This is a genomic window from Alteromonas gracilis (assembly GCF_043642145.1).
GTDB lineage: Bacteria > Pseudomonadota > Gammaproteobacteria > Enterobacterales > Alteromonadaceae > Alteromonas > Alteromonas gracilis_B.
The window spans coordinates 250275-268006 of sequence record NZ_JBHZRZ010000003.1 but is presented as its reverse complement, the minus strand read 5'-3'; the positions used below and the strand labels follow the sequence as shown (position 1 = coordinate 268006).

The window sequence follows — 17732 nt, the reverse complement described above, 5'->3', positions numbered from 1 at the left end:
GCTGCCAGAAGCAACTGAATGTACTAAGTTGTTCACTCGCCCTCCTTTGCATTTGCCGCTGTGCTCACCACCGCATCACCATCTACCTTTTTGCTGTCGCGAACATCGCCATTTGCCTTCGCAACAAGCTTTTTATACAGCGGGCCAACTTTTGTATTCCACACACGCTCGTTAATATCGCCAATATGGTGCATACGAATTATACCTTCAGCATCAATAACGAAATGCTCAGGCGCGCCAGTCACCCCTAAATCAAGGGATGTATCGCGATACACATCGAAAATATTGTAAGCATAAGGATTACCGTAGCGGCTAAGCATATCGGTGACTTCTTGCTGAACGCGGCTTAGCGTTTTAGTACCGAAGTCTGGATCTAAGTCTTGGTCGAAATATAATCCGACAATGTGTACACCTTGCTCATTTTTCAGTTGAGTCAGGTAGGGCATTTCAACGGCGCATGTTACACACCACACCCCCCAAACATTTAATATCGTGACTTGGCCCTTTAAATCTTCGGGCGTATAGGTAATGTCTGGCTGCATCAAATCAGGAAGAGAAAATGCAGGTAACGTTTTATCCTGTACCTGTGAGTCTAGCTCACGCGGATCTGAGAAAAGCCCCTTAAACAGGAAAACAACTAGCAAAGAGAACAACACTAATGGAATGGCAACGAGTGGTGCTTTTTTCATTGTGCGCCTCCTTTCACTGAAGTATTTGATGTTGCTGCTCCTTGAGTGTGAGGTTGCAATGCCTCGTTCTCACCTTTACCACCAAATACACGCTTTATCTTTTTCACTTTCGCCATGCGGTAACGCTTATCACTGATAGAGAGGATACCGCCAACGGCCATCACAACTGCTCCTGCCCATAACCAGATGACAAACGGCTTTATATAAATACGAATAGCCCAAGCCCCGTTATCTAAAGGCTCGCCCATGGCAATAAATAAGTCTCTGGTTAGGTTTGAGTGAATAGCGGCTTCTGTCATTGGCATGCGCTGCACAATATACAGACGCTTTTCTGGCTCTAAATGCGCGATCAGCTCATCGTTTTGATACACGTCAAACACGCCCTTATCCGCTTCAAAATTAGGCCCTTGAACCTTACGCACATCTTTGAAGTTAAACTCGTAGCCACCAAGAGAAACGGTATCGCCAATGTCCATGCGCACATCGCGCTCCATTTCATAGTTAGAAACCAGCGTAATACCAATAATGCAAATGGCGAAGCCTACATGACCTAACACCATGCCCCAGTGGCTTGGCGTAAGTTTGCGAAGTTTAGAAAGAACCGACGTGTTTTCAGCATTATTTTTAGCACTACCAGATGGCATCGCCGACAAGCGCTGCATCACCTCTTGCACTGTGGTGACCAATATCCAAAACACCAATACCATCCCCAACACACCCATATAGGTGGGCTCATCGTAAGCAAAATTCACTAGCACACCAGCGCTTAAGGCAATGCCGCCGGCAATTAAAAGCTGCTTTTGCAGTTCACTGGCTGTTTGCTGTTTCCAACGCGTTAACGGGCCAAGCCCTAGCATCAATACAAAGGGCACAATCAGTAAAGTAAACATTTGGTTGAAGAAAGGCGCGCCCACCGAAATGCTGCCTAGGCCTAACTCTTTGTGAACAAGCGGTAGCAAAGTGCCAAGTAGTACGACTAACGTTGCTGCGCAAAGAAACACATTGTTGCCCATTAACAATACTTCTCGCGAAAACGCTTGATAGCGACCAGGGCTTTTAAGTGAGGCTGCACGCATAGCGTAAAGCAATAAGCCAAAACCGCTAAGCACAATTAATATGCCTAAGATGAATAAACCACGTGTAGGATCACTAGCGAATGAGTGCACCGAAACAATTACACCAGAGCGTACTAGAAAAGTGCCTAGCAAGCTTAAACTAAATGCCGCAATAGCAAGCAGTACTGTCCACGACTTAAACGCTTTACGCTTTTCAGTGACCGCAAGCGAATGCATAAGAGCAGTGCCCACCAGCCATGGCATAAAAGACGCATTTTCAACAGGATCCCAGAACCACCAGCCGCCCCAACCAAGTTCGTAATACGCCCACCAACTGCCTAGCGCAATACCTACTGTTAAAAACGCCCACGCAGAGATGACCCAAGGGCGAGACCAGCGAGCCCAAGTTGAATCTAACTGACCCGATATTAATGCAGAAATAGCAAAGGCAAATGCTACTGAAAAGCCCACATAACCCATGTAGAGCATAGGCGGGTGAATGATCATGCCAAAGTCTTGTAGCAGCGGGTTTAAATCTCGCCCGTCTACAGGAAAAAACGGCAACATGCTGTTAAACGGGTTTGAGGTTAGCAGCATGAACAGATAAAAACCAATACCTACCATTCCCAACACTGAAAGTACTCTTGCCACCATAGCAAGAGGAATGCCCTTGCTAAAAATGGCCACTGCCACTGTCCAAACTGAAAGCATCAGCACCCACAGTAAGAACGAGCCTTCATGTCCGCCCCACACGGCGGTAATTTTGTAATAAATAGGAAGTCGACTATTTGAATGCTGTGCCACGTAAGCCACACTAAAGTCATCGGTGACAAAAGCGTAGGTTAAACACACATAGGCGATAAGGGTAAAGGTGAATAGCCCAATAGCTAGAGGTTTAGCGGTGGCCATAAGGGTTTCATGCTGACGATGTGCGCCCCATAGCGGGTAAACCGCCAATAAAATAGACAGTACTAACGCAAGGGTCAGTGCAATATTTCCAATCTCAGGCACCATACTTTACTTGCTCCCAGCACCGTTTGAAGATTCGTAGCTTGGCACATTGTCGGGTTTTATGTGCTTAATACCCTTCATTTTTTCAGCAAGCTCGGGAGGCATGTACTCTTCATCGTGTTTTGCAAGCACTTCTTGCGCTTTAATGTTACTTGCGCCAGTCAGTACGCCAGTGGCCACAATACCTTGACCTTCACGGAACAAATCAGGAAGAATGCCAGTGTAAGTCACAGTAACGGTAGGGCCGGTATCTATTAGGTCAAAACTCACTGCTAAGCTTTCACTGTCGCGCTTCACACTTCCAGGAACCACCATTCCACCTATTCGAAGACGCTGGCCTACCTGTGGCTTTTGCCCATTTTTGCCTTCTATGATCTCGCTTGGTGTATAGAAAAGGTCAATACTGTCGTTTAGTGCGTAAAGCATCAATCCAATTGCACTTACAATTAAAAAACCGATAATTCCCACTACGGCTAGTCGCTGCTTTCGTCTCGGGTTCATGCAACTCTCACTTCGAAAAAACTAATAAATGATAAAAAACGCAAGTTAATGCTAAGTACTGGCTTGCTGTTGCTGTCGCGCTTTTTTAATTCGCGCTTTGCGTTCTTTTTCCACCACAACTTGCTGTAAAAGGTTGCGGTGTTTGATAAAACTCTGAATAGCGATAATTGCCATGGCCGCAAATGTAACGCCAAACGACAGCCACACATAAAACGCATAGCCGCCCATATTGATAAAATCGGCAAAGGATTCAAACTGCATATTAGCTGCCCTCCTTCAAACTAGGGTTTGCTGAATCGCTGGGCTGTTTTGGCGTCATCCCGCTCATCTGCCCTATAGCCAGCGCTTGCACCCAAGGTCTGTGCATTTCTCGTAACACAATTTCATTACGCAAGCGCACCGTGGTTACCGCGCCGATAAAAAAGGCAAAACCTAATAAGTTAATTAACAACGGCCACAGCATTTCAGGTGCAATTGATGGGTTGTCGAATTTACTGATGGTCGCCCCTTGGTGTAACGTGTTCCACCATTCTACCGAGTAGTGAATAATAGGGACATTTACTACACCCACAAGTGCCATCACGCCAGCCGCTTTGCCCGCTTGCTGTTTGTCTTCAAATGCACCATAAAGGGCAATAACGCCCATGTACAAGAAAAGTAGAATAAGCTCTGAGGTAAGACGTGCATCCCACACCCACCATGCGCCCCACATGGGCTTGCCCCAAGCCGCTCCAGTGAACAGTGCGACAAAGGTCATCACTGCGCCAATCGGTGCCATTGCAATCATGCTCATATAAGCGGTGCGCCACTGCCACACCATGCCCACAAGAGCTGCTACTGCCATGGCAACGTAGGTGCCCATAGACAAAATGGCGCTAGGCACATGAATGTAGATAATCCGAAAAGAATCACCCTGCTGGTAATCCTGAGGTGCAAAGGCCAGGCCCCATACGGTGCCTACACTTAAACACACTAAAGCACCAACCCAAAACCAAGGCTGTAACGTTAAACAAAGCTGGTAAGCGCGCTCTGTTTTTGCATATGGGTGTAACCACTTCCACATTAGTTTTGACTCACTTTTAAAGAATACGCAATGGCAAACGGTGCCAATGCCGCAGCCAGTAAAAGCATGGCGGCAATAATAGCAAGTTGCGCATGATAAGGTAATTGCAGTGCGGCAGAATCCACAGCCGACGTGGCAAATATCAGTAACGGAATGAAGACAGGGATTAGCAGGAGTGCCAATAAAATCCCACCTTTTTGCAACCCAACGGTAAGCCCCACAGCAATAGCACCTATTAATGACAGTAAGGGGGTGCCGATTAAGAGTGTTAAAATAAGCGCTATATACATATCGACTGTCAAATTTAAAAACATCGCTAATAGCGGCGACAGTAATAGTAAAGGAACAAAACTTACTAGCCAATGGGTTGCTACTTTTACTGCACTCACTGCCGGTAATGCCATACCTGAAAGCATGTATTGCTCTAACGAGCCGTCTTGAAAATCATCGCGAAATAGCCTTTCCATTGCCATAAGCGACGACAATATCGCTGCAATCCAGATAACCCCCGGACCAATTCGCTGAAGGGTATCAGGAGAAGGGCTCACTCCCAGAGGAAACAGCGTCACCACCATAAGCAAAAACATCAAAGGCTGTACCAGCTCTGCTTTTTGCTTAAATGCAATGTGCATGTCGCGTTTAAAGATACCTTGATAAAGTGACATTAGAAACGGTACTCCAAGTCAAAGGTACGATGTGAGCCAGCGATATCAGACAAAGGTTGATGCGATGTGGTGATTATCATACCGCCATTAGCAACGTGCTCCTTCATACTCGCTTCAAGCATTTGGACACCTTTTACATCTAGTGCGGTAAAGGGCTCGTCTAATATCCAGACTTTTGCAGGTTTCAGCCACAACCTCGAAAGCGCTACACGACGCTGCTGCCCTGCCGATAAATACCTTACGGGCACATCTTCCAATCCAACTAACCCCACTTTCTCTAGCACGTCATAAAGGGTTTGAGTGGATGCCGTAACTCTATGCTGAGCTAACCAAAATGCCAAATTATCTAGGGCTGAAAGGCTGCCGTTAGTCCCGCTTTTGTGTCCAAGATAGAAAAGGTCTCGATGGAAGATAAACTTGTCATCGGCTATATCTGCGCCATTGTATAGAACAGACCCAGCATCTGGTGTACTCAACCCAGTAAGAATACGAAGTAAGCTGGTTTTACCTGCTCCATTAGGCCCGCGCAAATACAGCAACTCACCAGCATTAACTGCCAGCGAAAGCCCTTCAAAAAGGGTTCTGTCTCGTTTGCTGCACGTTAAACTACACGCCTCTAGCACAACCTAGCTACTCCGATAAAAAAGAGGATTTAAAAAATGGCGCTAGTCTACCACATGAACGCTTTTTCGCAGTCGCGAATTCCAATTAAATATGATTTACTTCAACGACAAAGACTTTTTCCTAACGCATTTCTACTACAGAGGAGGTTTCTTTGTTGCTCACCGCGACTCACTGAAATTAATACTATTTTAATTCGCTGTTGTTTAAGCACTATGGCAACACACAGAGGAAGAGTGCAACGTCAACCTAATACGTGACAGAGGAGAACTAAATCCAGCTATACTCTTATTAGTAATGAAAAGTGTATTAGTGCCGATATCTCAATTATGACAACACCATTATCATCTTTATTGGCAAATGTATCAGGCCAGTCATCAGGCTCTGCTCCGCCCTCGTCTACAGCGCAGGCAAGTAGCAACACGACAAACGCAACGCTTGGCACTAATGCACCTCAAACAATAACGAATGCAGCACTTTCAAAGGCAACGTCAATAGATAATGCCGCAAAAGTGGCTGTAAAGCGTGAGCCAGAACGAGTGTTGTCTATTAGCACTGTCGAAGGTAGTAGTTCGAAGCCATCTCAAGCACAAACTATAAGCGTAAATTTGCCAGCGGAGGTTAACAACAAGCTTGCTAAGCAACCTATTCAAAATGCACAGCTTGTACTTTTACCAGAAGCCCAGGTTTCTACATCAAAAGCGTCTGAATTAAACGCTGCGGGCACCAATGCGCAAAGCTCTTCCAACAGCCCGTCTGCGGTATTGCTATCAACACAGCTATCTCAACAAAACGTTTCATTGTCGGCACAAGATAAAGCTGACTTGTTAAAAGCGGTTGCGCAAACACTCGCCGCTAATAATGCAGCTGTCAGCCTTAAAGGTCAGCTTTCTATCTCTACAAAAAGCGAAAGTTTTGGGCAACTCATGCTCACTACATCTAAAAATGAGGTGGTGCCGCTAACCGGCATCAATACTGAGAAATTAGATAGTAGCGCGAGGTCCGCGCTTCAAAAACTGGTTGGTCAGCAAGTAATACTCAATTTAAGTCGCGCAGGCAGCGGCAGTATCACGTTGCAAATATCTCAAATCCATACAAACACAGACAATGCTGCAAGCATCAACAGTAGTGTTAAGAGTTCAGCGCAAAATACTATTTCTTTTGTTGCTCATAAAAATGTAAGTACCAACTTACAGCAAAATCTCATTGATAGCGCACTAAAACAAGGTGGCGTGGCGATAGAACACAAGCCAAGCAATCCAGCTGGTTTAAACAATTTAATAGCAAATTTTGGTGCAACCACCAACACAATGAAAGCGCTTTCTGCACTTACGTTGATAGATTCCACGCTTTCTATTCGCAGTGCTCAGCAAAATGCAATAATGCAAATTAGTGTTCCTCAAGGCACTGGTTCATCACTTTCAATACCAACTTTGACACTCGATCAAATAAGCAATCTTAATCTGTCGCAATTACCCCAAGTAACGGCAAAAGGAATTGAGACCAGCGCGGCAAGTAATATTTCAAACAAATCGCCAACAATCGCTAACCTTCAAGCAGAAAACCCCACAGCGCTTAAAGGCACAGATGTGCACAATGCAATTACAGCGCTGTCTCGCGTGTTATTAAGTCAAACAGGTAGCACAAGTCAGGCGCTAAGCCAGTTGATTGCAATTGTTGAAAACGGGAAATTACAGCCAGACGCAGCTTTGTCAAATGCTCAGGGCAATCAACACTTTGATAAGATAATGCAGCACCTTAAAGGCCTAGATGCGCTTAGTGCTAAAGCTTCTCAAATATCCCAATCTAAAGCAGACTTCATTGGGCCACCTAAACCGACCAACGAACAGGTGCTTTTAATGCAAAAACATGCTTCGTTACAGGGCAAAGAAGCAAATCAGTCTGAGGCGGCTAGCACGCAACAAGTACCGGTAAAAGATAGTGTAGTAAAACCCTCTATAGCTTCCGTTGCACAAGCCTTAAGTGCCCAAGCCAAAAGCTTCTCTGGCGGTCTCCTAAATAGCGCATTAGGCAGTATCATTCAGCAACTTTCCGCAGCTCAGAATAAAGGAGCAGATGCTCCCGTATCTACCACCTCACCTATCTCAGACACTTTATCGACAATCTCAGATAGTAAATTAGCCCAAGGGTTAGCTGGTGAAACTTTATTAGCGGGTGAAGAAGTGAAAAGCGGGTTTAAAAAGATAGGGCTTGATTTAAATGAACAAGGCTTATCACAACGATTACAGCAACTTATATCAACCCATGCGCTTGTAACCACACCAATAAATTTAACTTCACCGGTAAATTCATCGAGTTTTGTTCAAGGGCTGGTTGCATTGTTGCAACTGGCGCTTGCTGGGCGTGCAATGCAACGACAGCCTAATATAAAAACTCAGATAGATGCACCAGACTCAATTGTCTCGAAAACCCTTACCAATATGGGGGTTTCCACTCAGCCCAGCCGCGTTAGTCAAGATATCAATCAGCTAGATAGTCGCCAGCAACTTATCTCTCAGCTTAAAACGCTGTTGAGTAATCATCAGCAAAACAAAATAGCCAACGTAGACAGCCGCATACAAGGGCAAGACAGCTTTTATTATATTTTACCATCGCTTTACCAACACCAAAGCCCGCCCGAACTATTGATAAAGCGCGAACACAGTGGACCAAACAATAAGCAGTCTCATGATGGTAAACGGTCACTTTGGAACATAACGATGAAGCTAGACATTGGGGATAGAGGACAAGTATTAGCTAAATCAAAAATTGATAAAAGCACTATTACTCTCGACTTATACGCCTCAAATGATGAAGTATTACGAAGAATAGGCGATACCCTACCCTACTTACAAAAACGCCTTACATCGTTAGGGCTTGTTATCGAAAGTTCAAGCTACCAGCGCGGGCAAATACCCGATACGTTAAACATTCGCCCTCATCAAATTTTTGAAACTAGAGTATAGATGGAGGGATTATGAGTGATTCGCAAAAAGCTAAACGCGCTATTGGGTTGAAATATGAAGGTGGAAACAAAAAGAACACGCCTAAAGTCGTGGCAAAAGGTTATGGCGATTTGGCTGAAGCAATAATTGCCATGGCAGAAGAAACCGGCATTTTGATACACGAAGATCCGTACTTAAGCGAAGTGCTCGGTACACTGGATATTGGTCAGGACATACCAGAGTCCCTCTATTACGTCATTGCGGAACTGCTTGCATATTCCTATGTTTTACAAGGAAAAATCCCTCCCGGCTGGGAGGGAATTATCAAACGAATAGATTTTGAAGCGTAGATGTCGCCCCAAAAGCACTAGCGTTTGAGGCGAGTTCTATGATCACACTTCTAAAATAAAAACTACTCACTTACGCTAAAACGGTCCGTCTACGGGTGAGTTCTTCTGCCATTTAGTATGATAAATAGCATTTCCTCTCAAGTAATACACATGATCGCCATGTAAAATACTCCGGTCGTCATAACTGCTGTAGTAATTTTCCTCATCGTATTTAAAAGTCATGCTATTTTCTAAATTTATAGATCGCGTGTTATTGTCAACTTCCAGTAGCTTCAGACTATAGGTTAATGACCAGCCATCGTTACCGCCACTCCACGTTTCTAAAGGAAGTGAAAACCTATATCCGTTCGATGTTTTTAAAACTGACAGCGATCTGTAGTCGTATTCGGCGCCAGTGTAGCTATCTGGCCATACAAATTCATCTAACATAACAGGGTTTTCGGGGTCTAACACATCAAATAAACGTACTCTTATGCCATCTTCTATAGGGGTTGTTGCCGGCTGCTCATCATTGACCGGCTGCGCTGTGAAAGAAGTTCGCTGGCCAATCCCTAGCAACAGGCCATTCTCCATAGGATGCAAATAGTTCGAGAATTCAGGAATAATTAGCTCCCCTTGTATAGTCGGCGCCTCTAAATCACTTAAATCTATAACATAGAGAGGATCAAAACGCTCAAAAGTAACTACATAGGCTTTGTCATCGAAGAATCGAACGGCGTAAACATCTTCCCCAGGCTTTCCAATAGGTGAAGGGTTGTCACTATTCGGTAAAGACGCAACTTCAACTAACTCTTGCCCCTCTTGCTTTAGGACATGAAGGTGATGTTCAGGATCCTCTGACCATTGCTCTTTTGTTGTTAAAGCGATGAAATGTCCCTCTCGTTCTGCCATTTTCAATTGTGGAGTACTTCTAAACCCAAATGTGCCTGCAACCTTGCCTGTTGCTTGATATTCCAAGCCATTGGCAAAAGAAATTTTATGAAAAATGGTTTCCTCTTCCTGTTCAGCATGCAAGTAAACATTCTCGTGAGACATAAATAAGCCCTGCGCCTCAACAACTGCACAAAGCGCCGAGTAATCTAGCGGTGACGTCATATCTATCTTCAAAAAGCTTACCAGCTGAGTATGCCCATTCAAATTTTCAGAGTTCTCTGGGATCAGGCATTCATCCAACGTATAAAGCGGCAGCGATTGGTCATTTATTGTTATCTCAGGAACTAAGAATTCGTTGTCTAGCGCCTGAATATGTTTATAGAAATTCAGAAGGCTAGCAGGGCTATTATCGACTGCAGGCAGTTTGTTCATTGATGGCAAATACTGTATGGCTAAGTAAAGGTGGTTGCCAATTTTTCTAGAGCTTATTAACCTTCCGTCAATTTGAATTTGAAAATCTCTTTCGGGAAACTCAGGCCTAGCGACGTTGATAATGTCGATGAATGTTTCATCTTCATAGTCGTAGCTTGGGCTAGTTGACGCCGTAATGCCATTTGTTATGTAGCCAGGATCGAAACTGGAAATTACGCTTAAGTAATTTTCGTTAAGATATAAACCTGAAACGATTCGTTCAGATGCAAGAGGCAATTCAGCAACACGCTTTAGAGCGAAGTCATTCTGTCGTTTTAAGATTCTGAGATTTTTCACATACCCTTTTTGCTCGTCTAGTTCAGGTAAGTTCGCTACATATACATAGTCACCATCGTATTTTATGCGGTCAACCTCGTCGACTCCTTCAATTTGTGTATTAGTTAACGAAAAGTTCTTTTCTGAGGCGGGAGTAGAAAGCTCGCCTCCTATTGGCGCTGTCACCTGACGAGTACCAACAATGTACAGCCCATTTTTGACGTACTCACTTGCGGTTATATTAGGGCTCGTGCCAAGGGGAGTGTCCGAATTGGTGGTTAATGAGAGTTGAGGAGGCTGTTCAATCACTTCATCATTATCACCACTACTACACGCCGTGATAATACATGTTGAAAATATGAGTACTGCCATGCACTTTGATATTTTGTCTATCCCGTGTTTCGATTTCATGTTTCATTTCCTTTTTAATTGAAACGCCGAGATTCATAATAGTTTCGCAATACAAATCAATCAGATCCAAACTGAATATAAATGTGACAATTTGTAATCGGATACTGTTTCACTCGGTGCAGTTTGGTAGTCTTAGCACCTCAGTTTTGATAAAGGGAATTAGTGTGCTGCTGCGTTTTGTTCTTATTCTGTTGTTCACAGGCATTTATCATGCCTCTGCATGGGGCTGTGAAAACAAGCTTGTATGTATTGAAGAAGACAACTGGTCTATTGGCGTCGCCTTTGGTGTCGGCGCTCGCACAAATCCACTAGTTGATGGCGACGCTATTCCACTCATAGTTTTGCCTGACGTTGCCTGGTACGGTGAGCATGCCTATTTCGACAATGGAGAATTTGGCTATCAGTGGCAGCCCCATCAAGATGTAACGACCGAAGTGTTCTTTCGTGCCAATACAGAACGTGCTTATTTCGCTTTTTGGCAACCTAGTAATATTCTATTACCCACATCTAATGCGACTGATGGCGCAGACACGCCAAATCCTGATGACCCAGAGGGAGAACCGCCGCGCTACATCTCTGTCAACGATATCGCACAGCGCAAGTGGTCGCTAGATATAGGTGTACGCACTAATTGGTTTAATGACAAAAGTAGATGGTCGCTTACTTTCATTCATGACGCGCTTAATGTACACAATGGCTTTAGCGCTACAGGCCAATATCAGCATGATTTTGAGTGGCAAGATTGGACACTATCTACTCACCTTTCTGTCACTTACAAAAGCAACAGCTTAATAGATTACTACTATGGCATCAGCGAGCGTGATACTAGTGATGAAAACCTTTGGTATAACGCAGGTAGCGCACTCCAAGTTACCGGCGGTTTACTCTTTAACAAACCATTAAATCAGCAATGGCATTGGCTTGGCAGAATTCAATTTACCTCATTAAGCAGTGGAATGACTGATAGCCCATTGGTATCGAAACGCTATGTTACCAATATGTTTTTCGGCGTTGGCTATCGGTTTTAGGGTGGCATAATGCGAATTTTATTGTTAGTCATTTTTTCAATACTGTGGTTACCGGCTTTCGCTAAAAAGAACAATTCAATGTCTTTTTCCGCATTTCCGAACGAATGTATCGCGAGTCAAAAAGGTGATATTTGCATCTTGCCTATCACACTAACCTACCCTAAATTGAGTTCAAGTGAGCATTGTTTGCACGTTAATGAACAGGTTCTAGGGTGTTGGTTGCCCGACAAACTCCCTACTGAACTTAACGTAGAATTAGAAGCGGATTCTACGCTCACACTCATTAACGAAAACGCCAAAAAGGCTCCCTCTGTGATGCTCAAGGTAAAATACCGACAAGCCTCTTCACATCGGCGACGTGTTAAAAATCCGTGGAGTATTTTCTAATGAAAAAGTTAGTTTTGGTTGAAGATGATGAACGTTTGGCCGCGTTGGTTGTTGAGTATCTCGAACGCAATAGCTTTTGTGTTTCGCGACTAGCCTGCGGTGATAGGCTTGTTAAGTTGGTAAAATCTGTTGCACCAGACATCGTCATACTAGATGTTATGTTACCTGGTGAAGATGGCTTCGCTTTGTGCAATCAGCTTAGGCAATTCTATACCGGTCCATTGCTCTTTATGACTGCCAAAAACGAAGATTTTGACCAAGTGATAGGTCTTGAAATAGGTGCAGATGACTATGTAGTCAAACCGGTTGAGCCCCGCGTATTATTGGCGCGGATCAACGCATTACTACGACGAACAATGTCGACGCTTTCACAAGAAAACAAAAGCGATTTTTTAAGCTTTGGTTCGCTTTCTATTGATAAAGCATCACGTCGAGTAACACTTGCAGGTAACGTCATTACGCTAACCAGCCACGAATTCGACTTACTTTGCCTACTTGCTGACAATGCCTCACAGGTTGTCGACCGAACGACTCTGTATAAAGAACTTATTGGTCGCGAATACGATGGACTTGATAGATCCGCTGATGTACGCGTATCACGCCTTAGAAAAAAGCTGTCTGATGACCCTCAAAACCCTTATCGCATTAAGACAATATGGGGTAAAGGATTCTTCTTTGTTAGTGACGCTTGGGACGAAAAATGACACGTCTATTCGTTAGCTTTTATCTCTTTGTAGCCATCGCACTTGTACTTATAAGCAGTACATTAGAAATTTTGTTACCTAACGAAAGTCATGAAAAAACCAAAGAAGCGCAAATTTTAGAGTCGGTGCTACCACTTATTATTTCAGACAGAACATCGCTGATAGAAAGGCTAAACATCATTGGTGTAGACTATGAAATAAAGTCAGTAGACTCTATTGGCTGGTCTTCGGCCGAACGCCGGGCATTTTCTGAAAAACGCGCTACTACACTGTTCGATGAAAAGGCCAAATTTATCTATGCACCTATAGGTAACGAGGAGTTTATTGCAATTGCGCTGCCTTACGAAAAGGTATCGACTCCCTACCTCATCGTTTATCTCTTTGTTTTCCTTGTCTTACTTGGTTTAGCAATGGCGGTATGGCTATGGCCCTTATGGCGGGACCTCTCGCATATTACACATGAAGTCAGCCATTTAGGGCACGAAACAGAGCGCCTTTCTATTTCACTTAGAAAACGTTCTATCATGCAACCTATTGCTAACAGGCTTAACTTGCTCAGCGACCGCGTTCACAGTTTGCTTCGTGATCAAAAAGAGCTAACCGGCGCCGTAGCGCATGAGTTTAGAACTCCTATTGCAAGGTTGAAGTTTGCAATGGAAATGAACCCTAAACCAAATAGCGAAGCATTCAATGGGATCCTTGCAGATATTGACGAATTAGAAGGTCTTGTTCAAGAAATGCTCGACTATACTCAATACGATGCGATAACACCTGAACTCAGTATCTCAGATATTCCTACCAAAGAACTATGCGAAAACCTCATTGAGCGTCTCTCTTTGAAAACGAGTAAATCATTAACGGTGCTAGGAGAAAACGTTGTAATGCGAGGCGATGGTCATTTTGTCGAGCGGGCGGTGTCTAACTTACTTACTAACGCCATTCGACATGCACATAGCGCGGTATCTGTTCGAATTCAGACACATACAGATACCATTAGCATTGCAGTATGTGATGATGGAGACGGCGTCGCTGAAGACTCAGCAGAGCGCATATTTGAACCGTTTTATAGACCCGATAACAGCCGCGTTCGCAATTCTGGTGGCGCAGGGTTGGGATTAGCTATTGTGCAGCGAATCCAGTATTGGCACAGAGGCACGGCAAGCGTAATGCCTAATGAATTAGGTGGCGCCAGTTTTGTTCTTACTTATCCTAAATAGAGGTATTAAAAAACCGTTTGGAAATAGCCACAAACGGCTTTTGTTTTAAAGCACTGATATGTTAGGTGAAATATTCAAATAGTAACCATTACCTAAACAACACCTTTTCCTTATTAAACCAGTGAACGCAAAAGAAAATCAGACTAGCTGCAATGACTACTGTAGAAGTAAAAATACCGAAAAGTGCAAAATAATCCATTGTGCCTTTAAACAACTCTTTCATTGCAAGGGCCACGTTTGTTAGTGGAACCCAAACCCAACCTCCTTTAAGTTCTACACCTGGCATCATGGCAATGATTACGGGAAATATGGCTACCATAATAAGTGAGCCCATGTAACTTTGCGCCTCTTTAAATGAGCGAGCGTAGATTGAAAGCGACAACAAAATTGCTGCGAAAACTGCTACTACGGGTATCAGCATTAAGAAGATAAGTAAGAAGTCTACTAGGCCCACCATAGACATAATTTTAACCACAAATTCTATAGCCATGCCTTGCGACAGTACTAGCCCCCATATAGCCATGGAAGAAACCGTAATAAGTGCAGTGATTATACCGGCGGTAGCTATAGTGAGAAACTTTCCTAACACCAGTTTATGTCGGTCCATAGGCGATATAAGAAGGGTTTCTAATGTGCCCCGCTCTTTTTCACCGGCGCCTAAATCTGCCGCTGGTGCCATTGCCCCTTGTAAGCATAGGATAAAAATAAAGTACGGCAACATACCGCCTAAACGCTCGCCCCAAACCTCACGATCATCAGCAACGTTTTGTTTTTCAATTTTAATAGGCTTTAACAAGGCTTCTTGCTGCGCTTCATTTAAATTAAGCTGAGTGAAAGCTGTTTGTTGAAATGCATCGGTATACTCGTCAATAATTTCCGACACACGCCCCATCACTCTGTTAAGACCAGCATCATTTAAATAAAGCTGTATTTCATGTTGACCTGAGCGCAGCACATCGCTATCGAAGGTTTCAGGAATGATCAGAACAAAGTCTAACGTCTCATTCTTAATAAGCTTTGCATAGTTGGTTTCGTCACCAATAGCGACTGCCTCAAATTTATCAGACGCATCATTGAAAGACTGAACAATTTCCGGAGCATATGCTCCTCCAACTATGGCGTATTTCAATATTTCGTTTTCTGCTTTGTCTGCAGCAGAGCTCATAAAAAACAGCGCCACACCAAAAATTGCAGGGAACAATAACAAAGGCAATCCAATCATGAATATGATGGTTTTCTTATCGCGTAAAAGCTCTTTGAACTCTTTTTTAAAGATTAACCACATTGCTCATCTCCTCAGAGTCCATTGAAAGTGTTTTAAGAAAGCTCTTATGCATTTTTCCACTCGTCCCTTGTTCACCAGACAATGCACTAAATGCGGCTAGTGAGTCGTTAAACACGCTTTCACCTTGGTTTATAACGGTCACTTTGTCACACAGCGCTTCAACCTCGTCGAGGTGATGAGTAGAGAATATGACTGGTGTGCCCTTGTCTTTAAGGCGCTGAATGAATTCCATTACAGTGCTGGTTGCCATTATATCAAGGCCAGTTGTAGGCTCATCAAGCACCACGAGTTCTGGCTCGTGAATAACAGCCCGTGCAATAGACACTTTCTGCTTCATTCCAGAAGAGAAGTTCTCCGCTCTTCTATCAAGAAAGTTCTGCATATCCAGTAAATCGGCCATTTCTTCTATACGAGCGTTAATTACACTTTTTGAAATTCCGTGTAACTCACCGAAGTAGCTAATGTTTTCTCGTCCGCTCAAACGACCATAAAGTCCTGTTGAACTAGACAGAAACCCTATCTTTTTACGCGCAATATTTGGGTTAGAAAGCACATCCTCCCCCCCAATAATGACCTTGCCACTGTCAGGCTTAAGCGCTGTTGATAGCATGCGTAATGTGGTTGTTTTACCCGCACCATTTGGCCCTAGCAAGCCAAGCACCTGTCCTTTTTCACAAGTAAATGACACATCTCTCACTGATTGGAAATAACGCCCTTTTAGTCGTGGGTCCTTTTTCTCTTGTTCGCTTAGCTTTTTGGGGTTTTCGACCTCGAAGCGCTTAGCGAGGTGTGATATTTCAATCATGTCCCTCATCTCTCTTGTAATTATTTAAATCCGTTCTCTTTTTATGAGTTTCCCTTGTGCTACGCACTAGGTTCGCGTTTCAGTTTTTATAGTCTAGGCTCGCATAAGTTAATTACAGCATTCCTGTTTTTTATTTTTTGTACAAGTTTCATACTAACAATAAGTGTTAGTAAATATTTCTTTATAAACCACAAATAGGAGCCATAAAAAAACCCACCGAAAGGTGGGCTTTTAGTGTGCTATAAAGCGAACGTCTTACTCTGGAAGCACGTCATCTTCTTGCTGAGGCATCGCTTCTTCTGCTTTCATCGTTTTAGAAAGCAATAGCTCTTGGCGAATCTTGGTTTCAATCTCATTGGCAATTTCTGGGTTTTCTTTAAGGAACTTCATTACGTTCGCTTTACCCTGACCAATGCGGTCGCCCTTGTAGCTGTACCACGCACCGGCTTTATCAACTAGCTTCTGCTTAACGCCAAGGTCAATAAGCTCTGCTTCTTTACTGATACCTTCACCGTAGCGGATCATGAATTCGGCTTGCTTAAACGGAGGTGCAACTTTGTTCTTCACCACCTTCACGCGAGTTTCGTTACCTACTACTTCGTCGCCTTCTTTAACTGCACCGATACGGCGAATGTCTAGACGAACTGACGAGTAAAACTTAAGCGCGTTACCACCAGTTGTGGTTTCTGGGTTACCAAACATTACACCAATCTTCATACGAATTTGGTTAATGAAGATACACAGTGTATTTGAACGTTTGATGTTCGCTGTTAGCTTACGCAATGCTTGCGACATTAGACGAGCTTGAAGACCCACGTGTGAGTCACCCATATCACCTTCAATTTCCGCTTTAGGCGTAAGTGCGGCTACCGAGTCAACAATAACCACGTCTACCGCACCAGAGCGTACAAGCATGTCGCAAATTTCTAGCGCTTGTTCACCAGTATCAGGCTGAGATACCAATAGTTCGTCGATGTTTACACCAAGCTTTTCAGCATATACTGGGTCTAGCGCGTGCTCAGCATCTACGAATGCACAGGTTTTACCCTTGCGCTGCGCTTCAGCAATAACTTGAAGTGTTAGCGTGGTTTTACCTGATGATTCCGGCCCGTAAATTTCTACAACTCGACCACACGGCAAACCGCCTATACCTAGAGCGATATCAATGGTAAGTGAGCCAGTAGAAATCGCTTCAATGTCCATGGCTTGGTTGTCGCCTAAGCGCATGATTGCGCCTTTACCAAATTGCTTTTCAATTTGGCCAACTGCGGCGGTTAAAGCTTTTGATTTGTTATCGTCCACGTATGTATCCTCTAGGATTTGCGGTTAAATTCTGTTTTGGTAACAATTCTGTTTTTTTAAATTGAGCCAGTGT

The 17732-nt window shown here is 43.8% G+C and carries 17 protein-coding genes; 6 read left to right on the top strand and 11 right to left on the bottom strand.

Annotated features, from left to right (window positions below):
• Positions 1-32 precede the first annotated feature (32 nt).
• From ACHUFN_RS08105 to ccmA, 7 genes are read right to left on the bottom strand one after another with little or no spacing between them, the layout of a single operon-like run.
• The gene (locus ACHUFN_RS08105) at positions 33-689 is read right to left on the bottom strand and encodes a redoxin family protein (RefSeq protein WP_394221837.1); all 657 of its coding nucleotides are present in this window, start codon (positions 687-689) and stop codon (positions 33-35) included.
• Positions 686-2758, bottom strand: a complete 2073-nt coding sequence (locus tag ACHUFN_RS08100) for a heme lyase CcmF/NrfE family subunit (RefSeq protein ID WP_394221836.1) — start codon at positions 2756-2758, stop codon at positions 686-688. Before ACHUFN_RS08100 ends, ACHUFN_RS08105 begins: the two co-directional genes overlap by 4 nt.
• A gap of 3 nt (positions 2759-2761) precedes the next feature.
• A complete protein-coding gene (gene ccmE / locus ACHUFN_RS08095; protein WP_394221835.1) occupies positions 2762-3256 on the bottom strand; it encodes a cytochrome c maturation protein CcmE in 495 nt (164 codons plus the stop codon).
• A 51-nt stretch (positions 3257-3307) separates the two neighbouring features.
• On the bottom strand, positions 3308-3517 hold the full coding sequence (gene ccmD, locus ACHUFN_RS08090) for a heme exporter protein CcmD (protein WP_394221834.1): 210 nt from the start codon (positions 3515-3517) through the stop codon (positions 3308-3310).
• A gap of 1 nt (position 3518) precedes the next feature.
• Positions 3519-4319 carry a heme ABC transporter permease gene (locus ACHUFN_RS08085; RefSeq protein WP_394221832.1) on the bottom strand — a complete coding sequence of 267 codons (801 nt, stop codon included), beginning with the start codon at positions 4317-4319 and terminating at the stop codon, positions 3519-3521.
• Positions 4319-4984, bottom strand: coding sequence for a heme exporter protein CcmB (gene ccmB, locus ACHUFN_RS08080; RefSeq protein WP_394221831.1), 666 nt, complete (start codon positions 4982-4984; stop codon positions 4319-4321). The genes ACHUFN_RS08085 and ccmB overlap by 1 nt, the downstream gene beginning before the upstream one ends.
• Positions 4984-5607 carry a cytochrome c biogenesis heme-transporting ATPase CcmA gene (gene ccmA / locus ACHUFN_RS08075; protein ID WP_394221830.1) on the bottom strand — a complete coding sequence of 208 codons (624 nt, stop codon included), beginning with the start codon at positions 5605-5607 and terminating at the stop codon, positions 4984-4986. The genes ccmB and ccmA overlap by 1 nt, the downstream gene beginning before the upstream one ends.
• A gap of 327 nt (positions 5608-5934) precedes the next feature.
• Here ccmA and ACHUFN_RS08070 point away from each other — a divergent pair, with 327 nt between their 5' ends.
• Complete coding sequence (locus ACHUFN_RS08070) at positions 5935-8571, top strand: flagellar hook-length control protein FliK (protein WP_394221829.1); 2637 nt, start codon at positions 5935-5937, stop codon at positions 8569-8571.
• A gap of 11 nt (positions 8572-8582) precedes the next feature.
• On the top strand, positions 8583-8900 hold the full coding sequence (locus tag ACHUFN_RS08065) for an EscU/YscU/HrcU family type III secretion system export apparatus switch protein (RefSeq protein WP_394221828.1): 318 nt from the start codon (positions 8583-8585) through the stop codon (positions 8898-8900).
• 75 nt (positions 8901-8975) lie between these two features.
• Here the strand turns inward: ACHUFN_RS08065 and ACHUFN_RS08060 are convergent, their stop codons facing one another.
• A complete protein-coding gene (locus ACHUFN_RS08060; RefSeq protein WP_394221827.1) occupies positions 8976-10931 on the bottom strand; it encodes a beta-propeller domain-containing protein in 1956 nt (651 codons plus the stop codon).
• 164 nt (positions 10932-11095) lie between these two features.
• Here ACHUFN_RS08060 and ACHUFN_RS08055 point away from each other — a divergent pair, with 164 nt between their 5' ends.
• The 4 genes from ACHUFN_RS08055 to ACHUFN_RS08040 all read left to right on the top strand — a co-directional run bounded on the left by ACHUFN_RS08055 (position 11096) and on the right by ACHUFN_RS08040 (position 14267).
• Positions 11096-11959: a MipA/OmpV family protein gene (locus ACHUFN_RS08055; protein WP_394221826.1), complete on the top strand. Its 864-nt coding sequence runs from the start codon at positions 11096-11098 to the stop codon at positions 11957-11959.
• A gap of 78 nt (positions 11960-12037) precedes the next feature.
• Positions 12038-12346: a DUF3019 domain-containing protein gene (locus ACHUFN_RS08050; protein ID WP_394221825.1), complete on the top strand. Its 309-nt coding sequence runs from the start codon at positions 12038-12040 to the stop codon at positions 12344-12346.
• Positions 12346-13050: a response regulator gene (locus ACHUFN_RS08045; RefSeq protein WP_394221824.1), complete on the top strand. Its 705-nt coding sequence runs from the start codon at positions 12346-12348 to the stop codon at positions 13048-13050. The genes ACHUFN_RS08050 and ACHUFN_RS08045 overlap by 1 nt, the downstream gene beginning before the upstream one ends.
• Positions 13047-14267, top strand: coding sequence for an ATP-binding protein (locus ACHUFN_RS08040; RefSeq protein WP_394221823.1), 1221 nt, complete (start codon positions 13047-13049; stop codon positions 14265-14267). Before ACHUFN_RS08045 ends, ACHUFN_RS08040 begins: the two co-directional genes overlap by 4 nt.
• 88 nt (positions 14268-14355) lie before the next feature.
• On the opposite strand, the gene ACHUFN_RS08035 is transcribed toward ACHUFN_RS08040, so the two are convergent.
• The 3 genes from ACHUFN_RS08035 to recA all read right to left on the bottom strand — a co-directional run bounded on the left by ACHUFN_RS08035 (position 14356) and on the right by recA (position 17659).
• Positions 14356-15552, bottom strand: a complete 1197-nt coding sequence (locus ACHUFN_RS08035) for an ABC transporter permease subunit (protein WP_394221822.1) — start codon at positions 15550-15552, stop codon at positions 14356-14358.
• The gene (locus tag ACHUFN_RS08030; protein ID WP_394221820.1) at positions 15536-16357 is read right to left on the bottom strand and encodes an ABC transporter ATP-binding protein; all 822 of its coding nucleotides are present in this window, start codon (positions 16355-16357) and stop codon (positions 15536-15538) included. Before ACHUFN_RS08030 ends, ACHUFN_RS08035 begins: the two co-directional genes overlap by 17 nt.
• 255 nt (positions 16358-16612) lie before the next feature.
• A complete protein-coding gene (gene recA / locus ACHUFN_RS08025) occupies positions 16613-17659 on the bottom strand; it encodes a recombinase RecA (RefSeq protein ID WP_394221819.1) in 1047 nt (348 codons plus the stop codon).
• Positions 17660-17732: the final 73 nt, after the last annotated feature.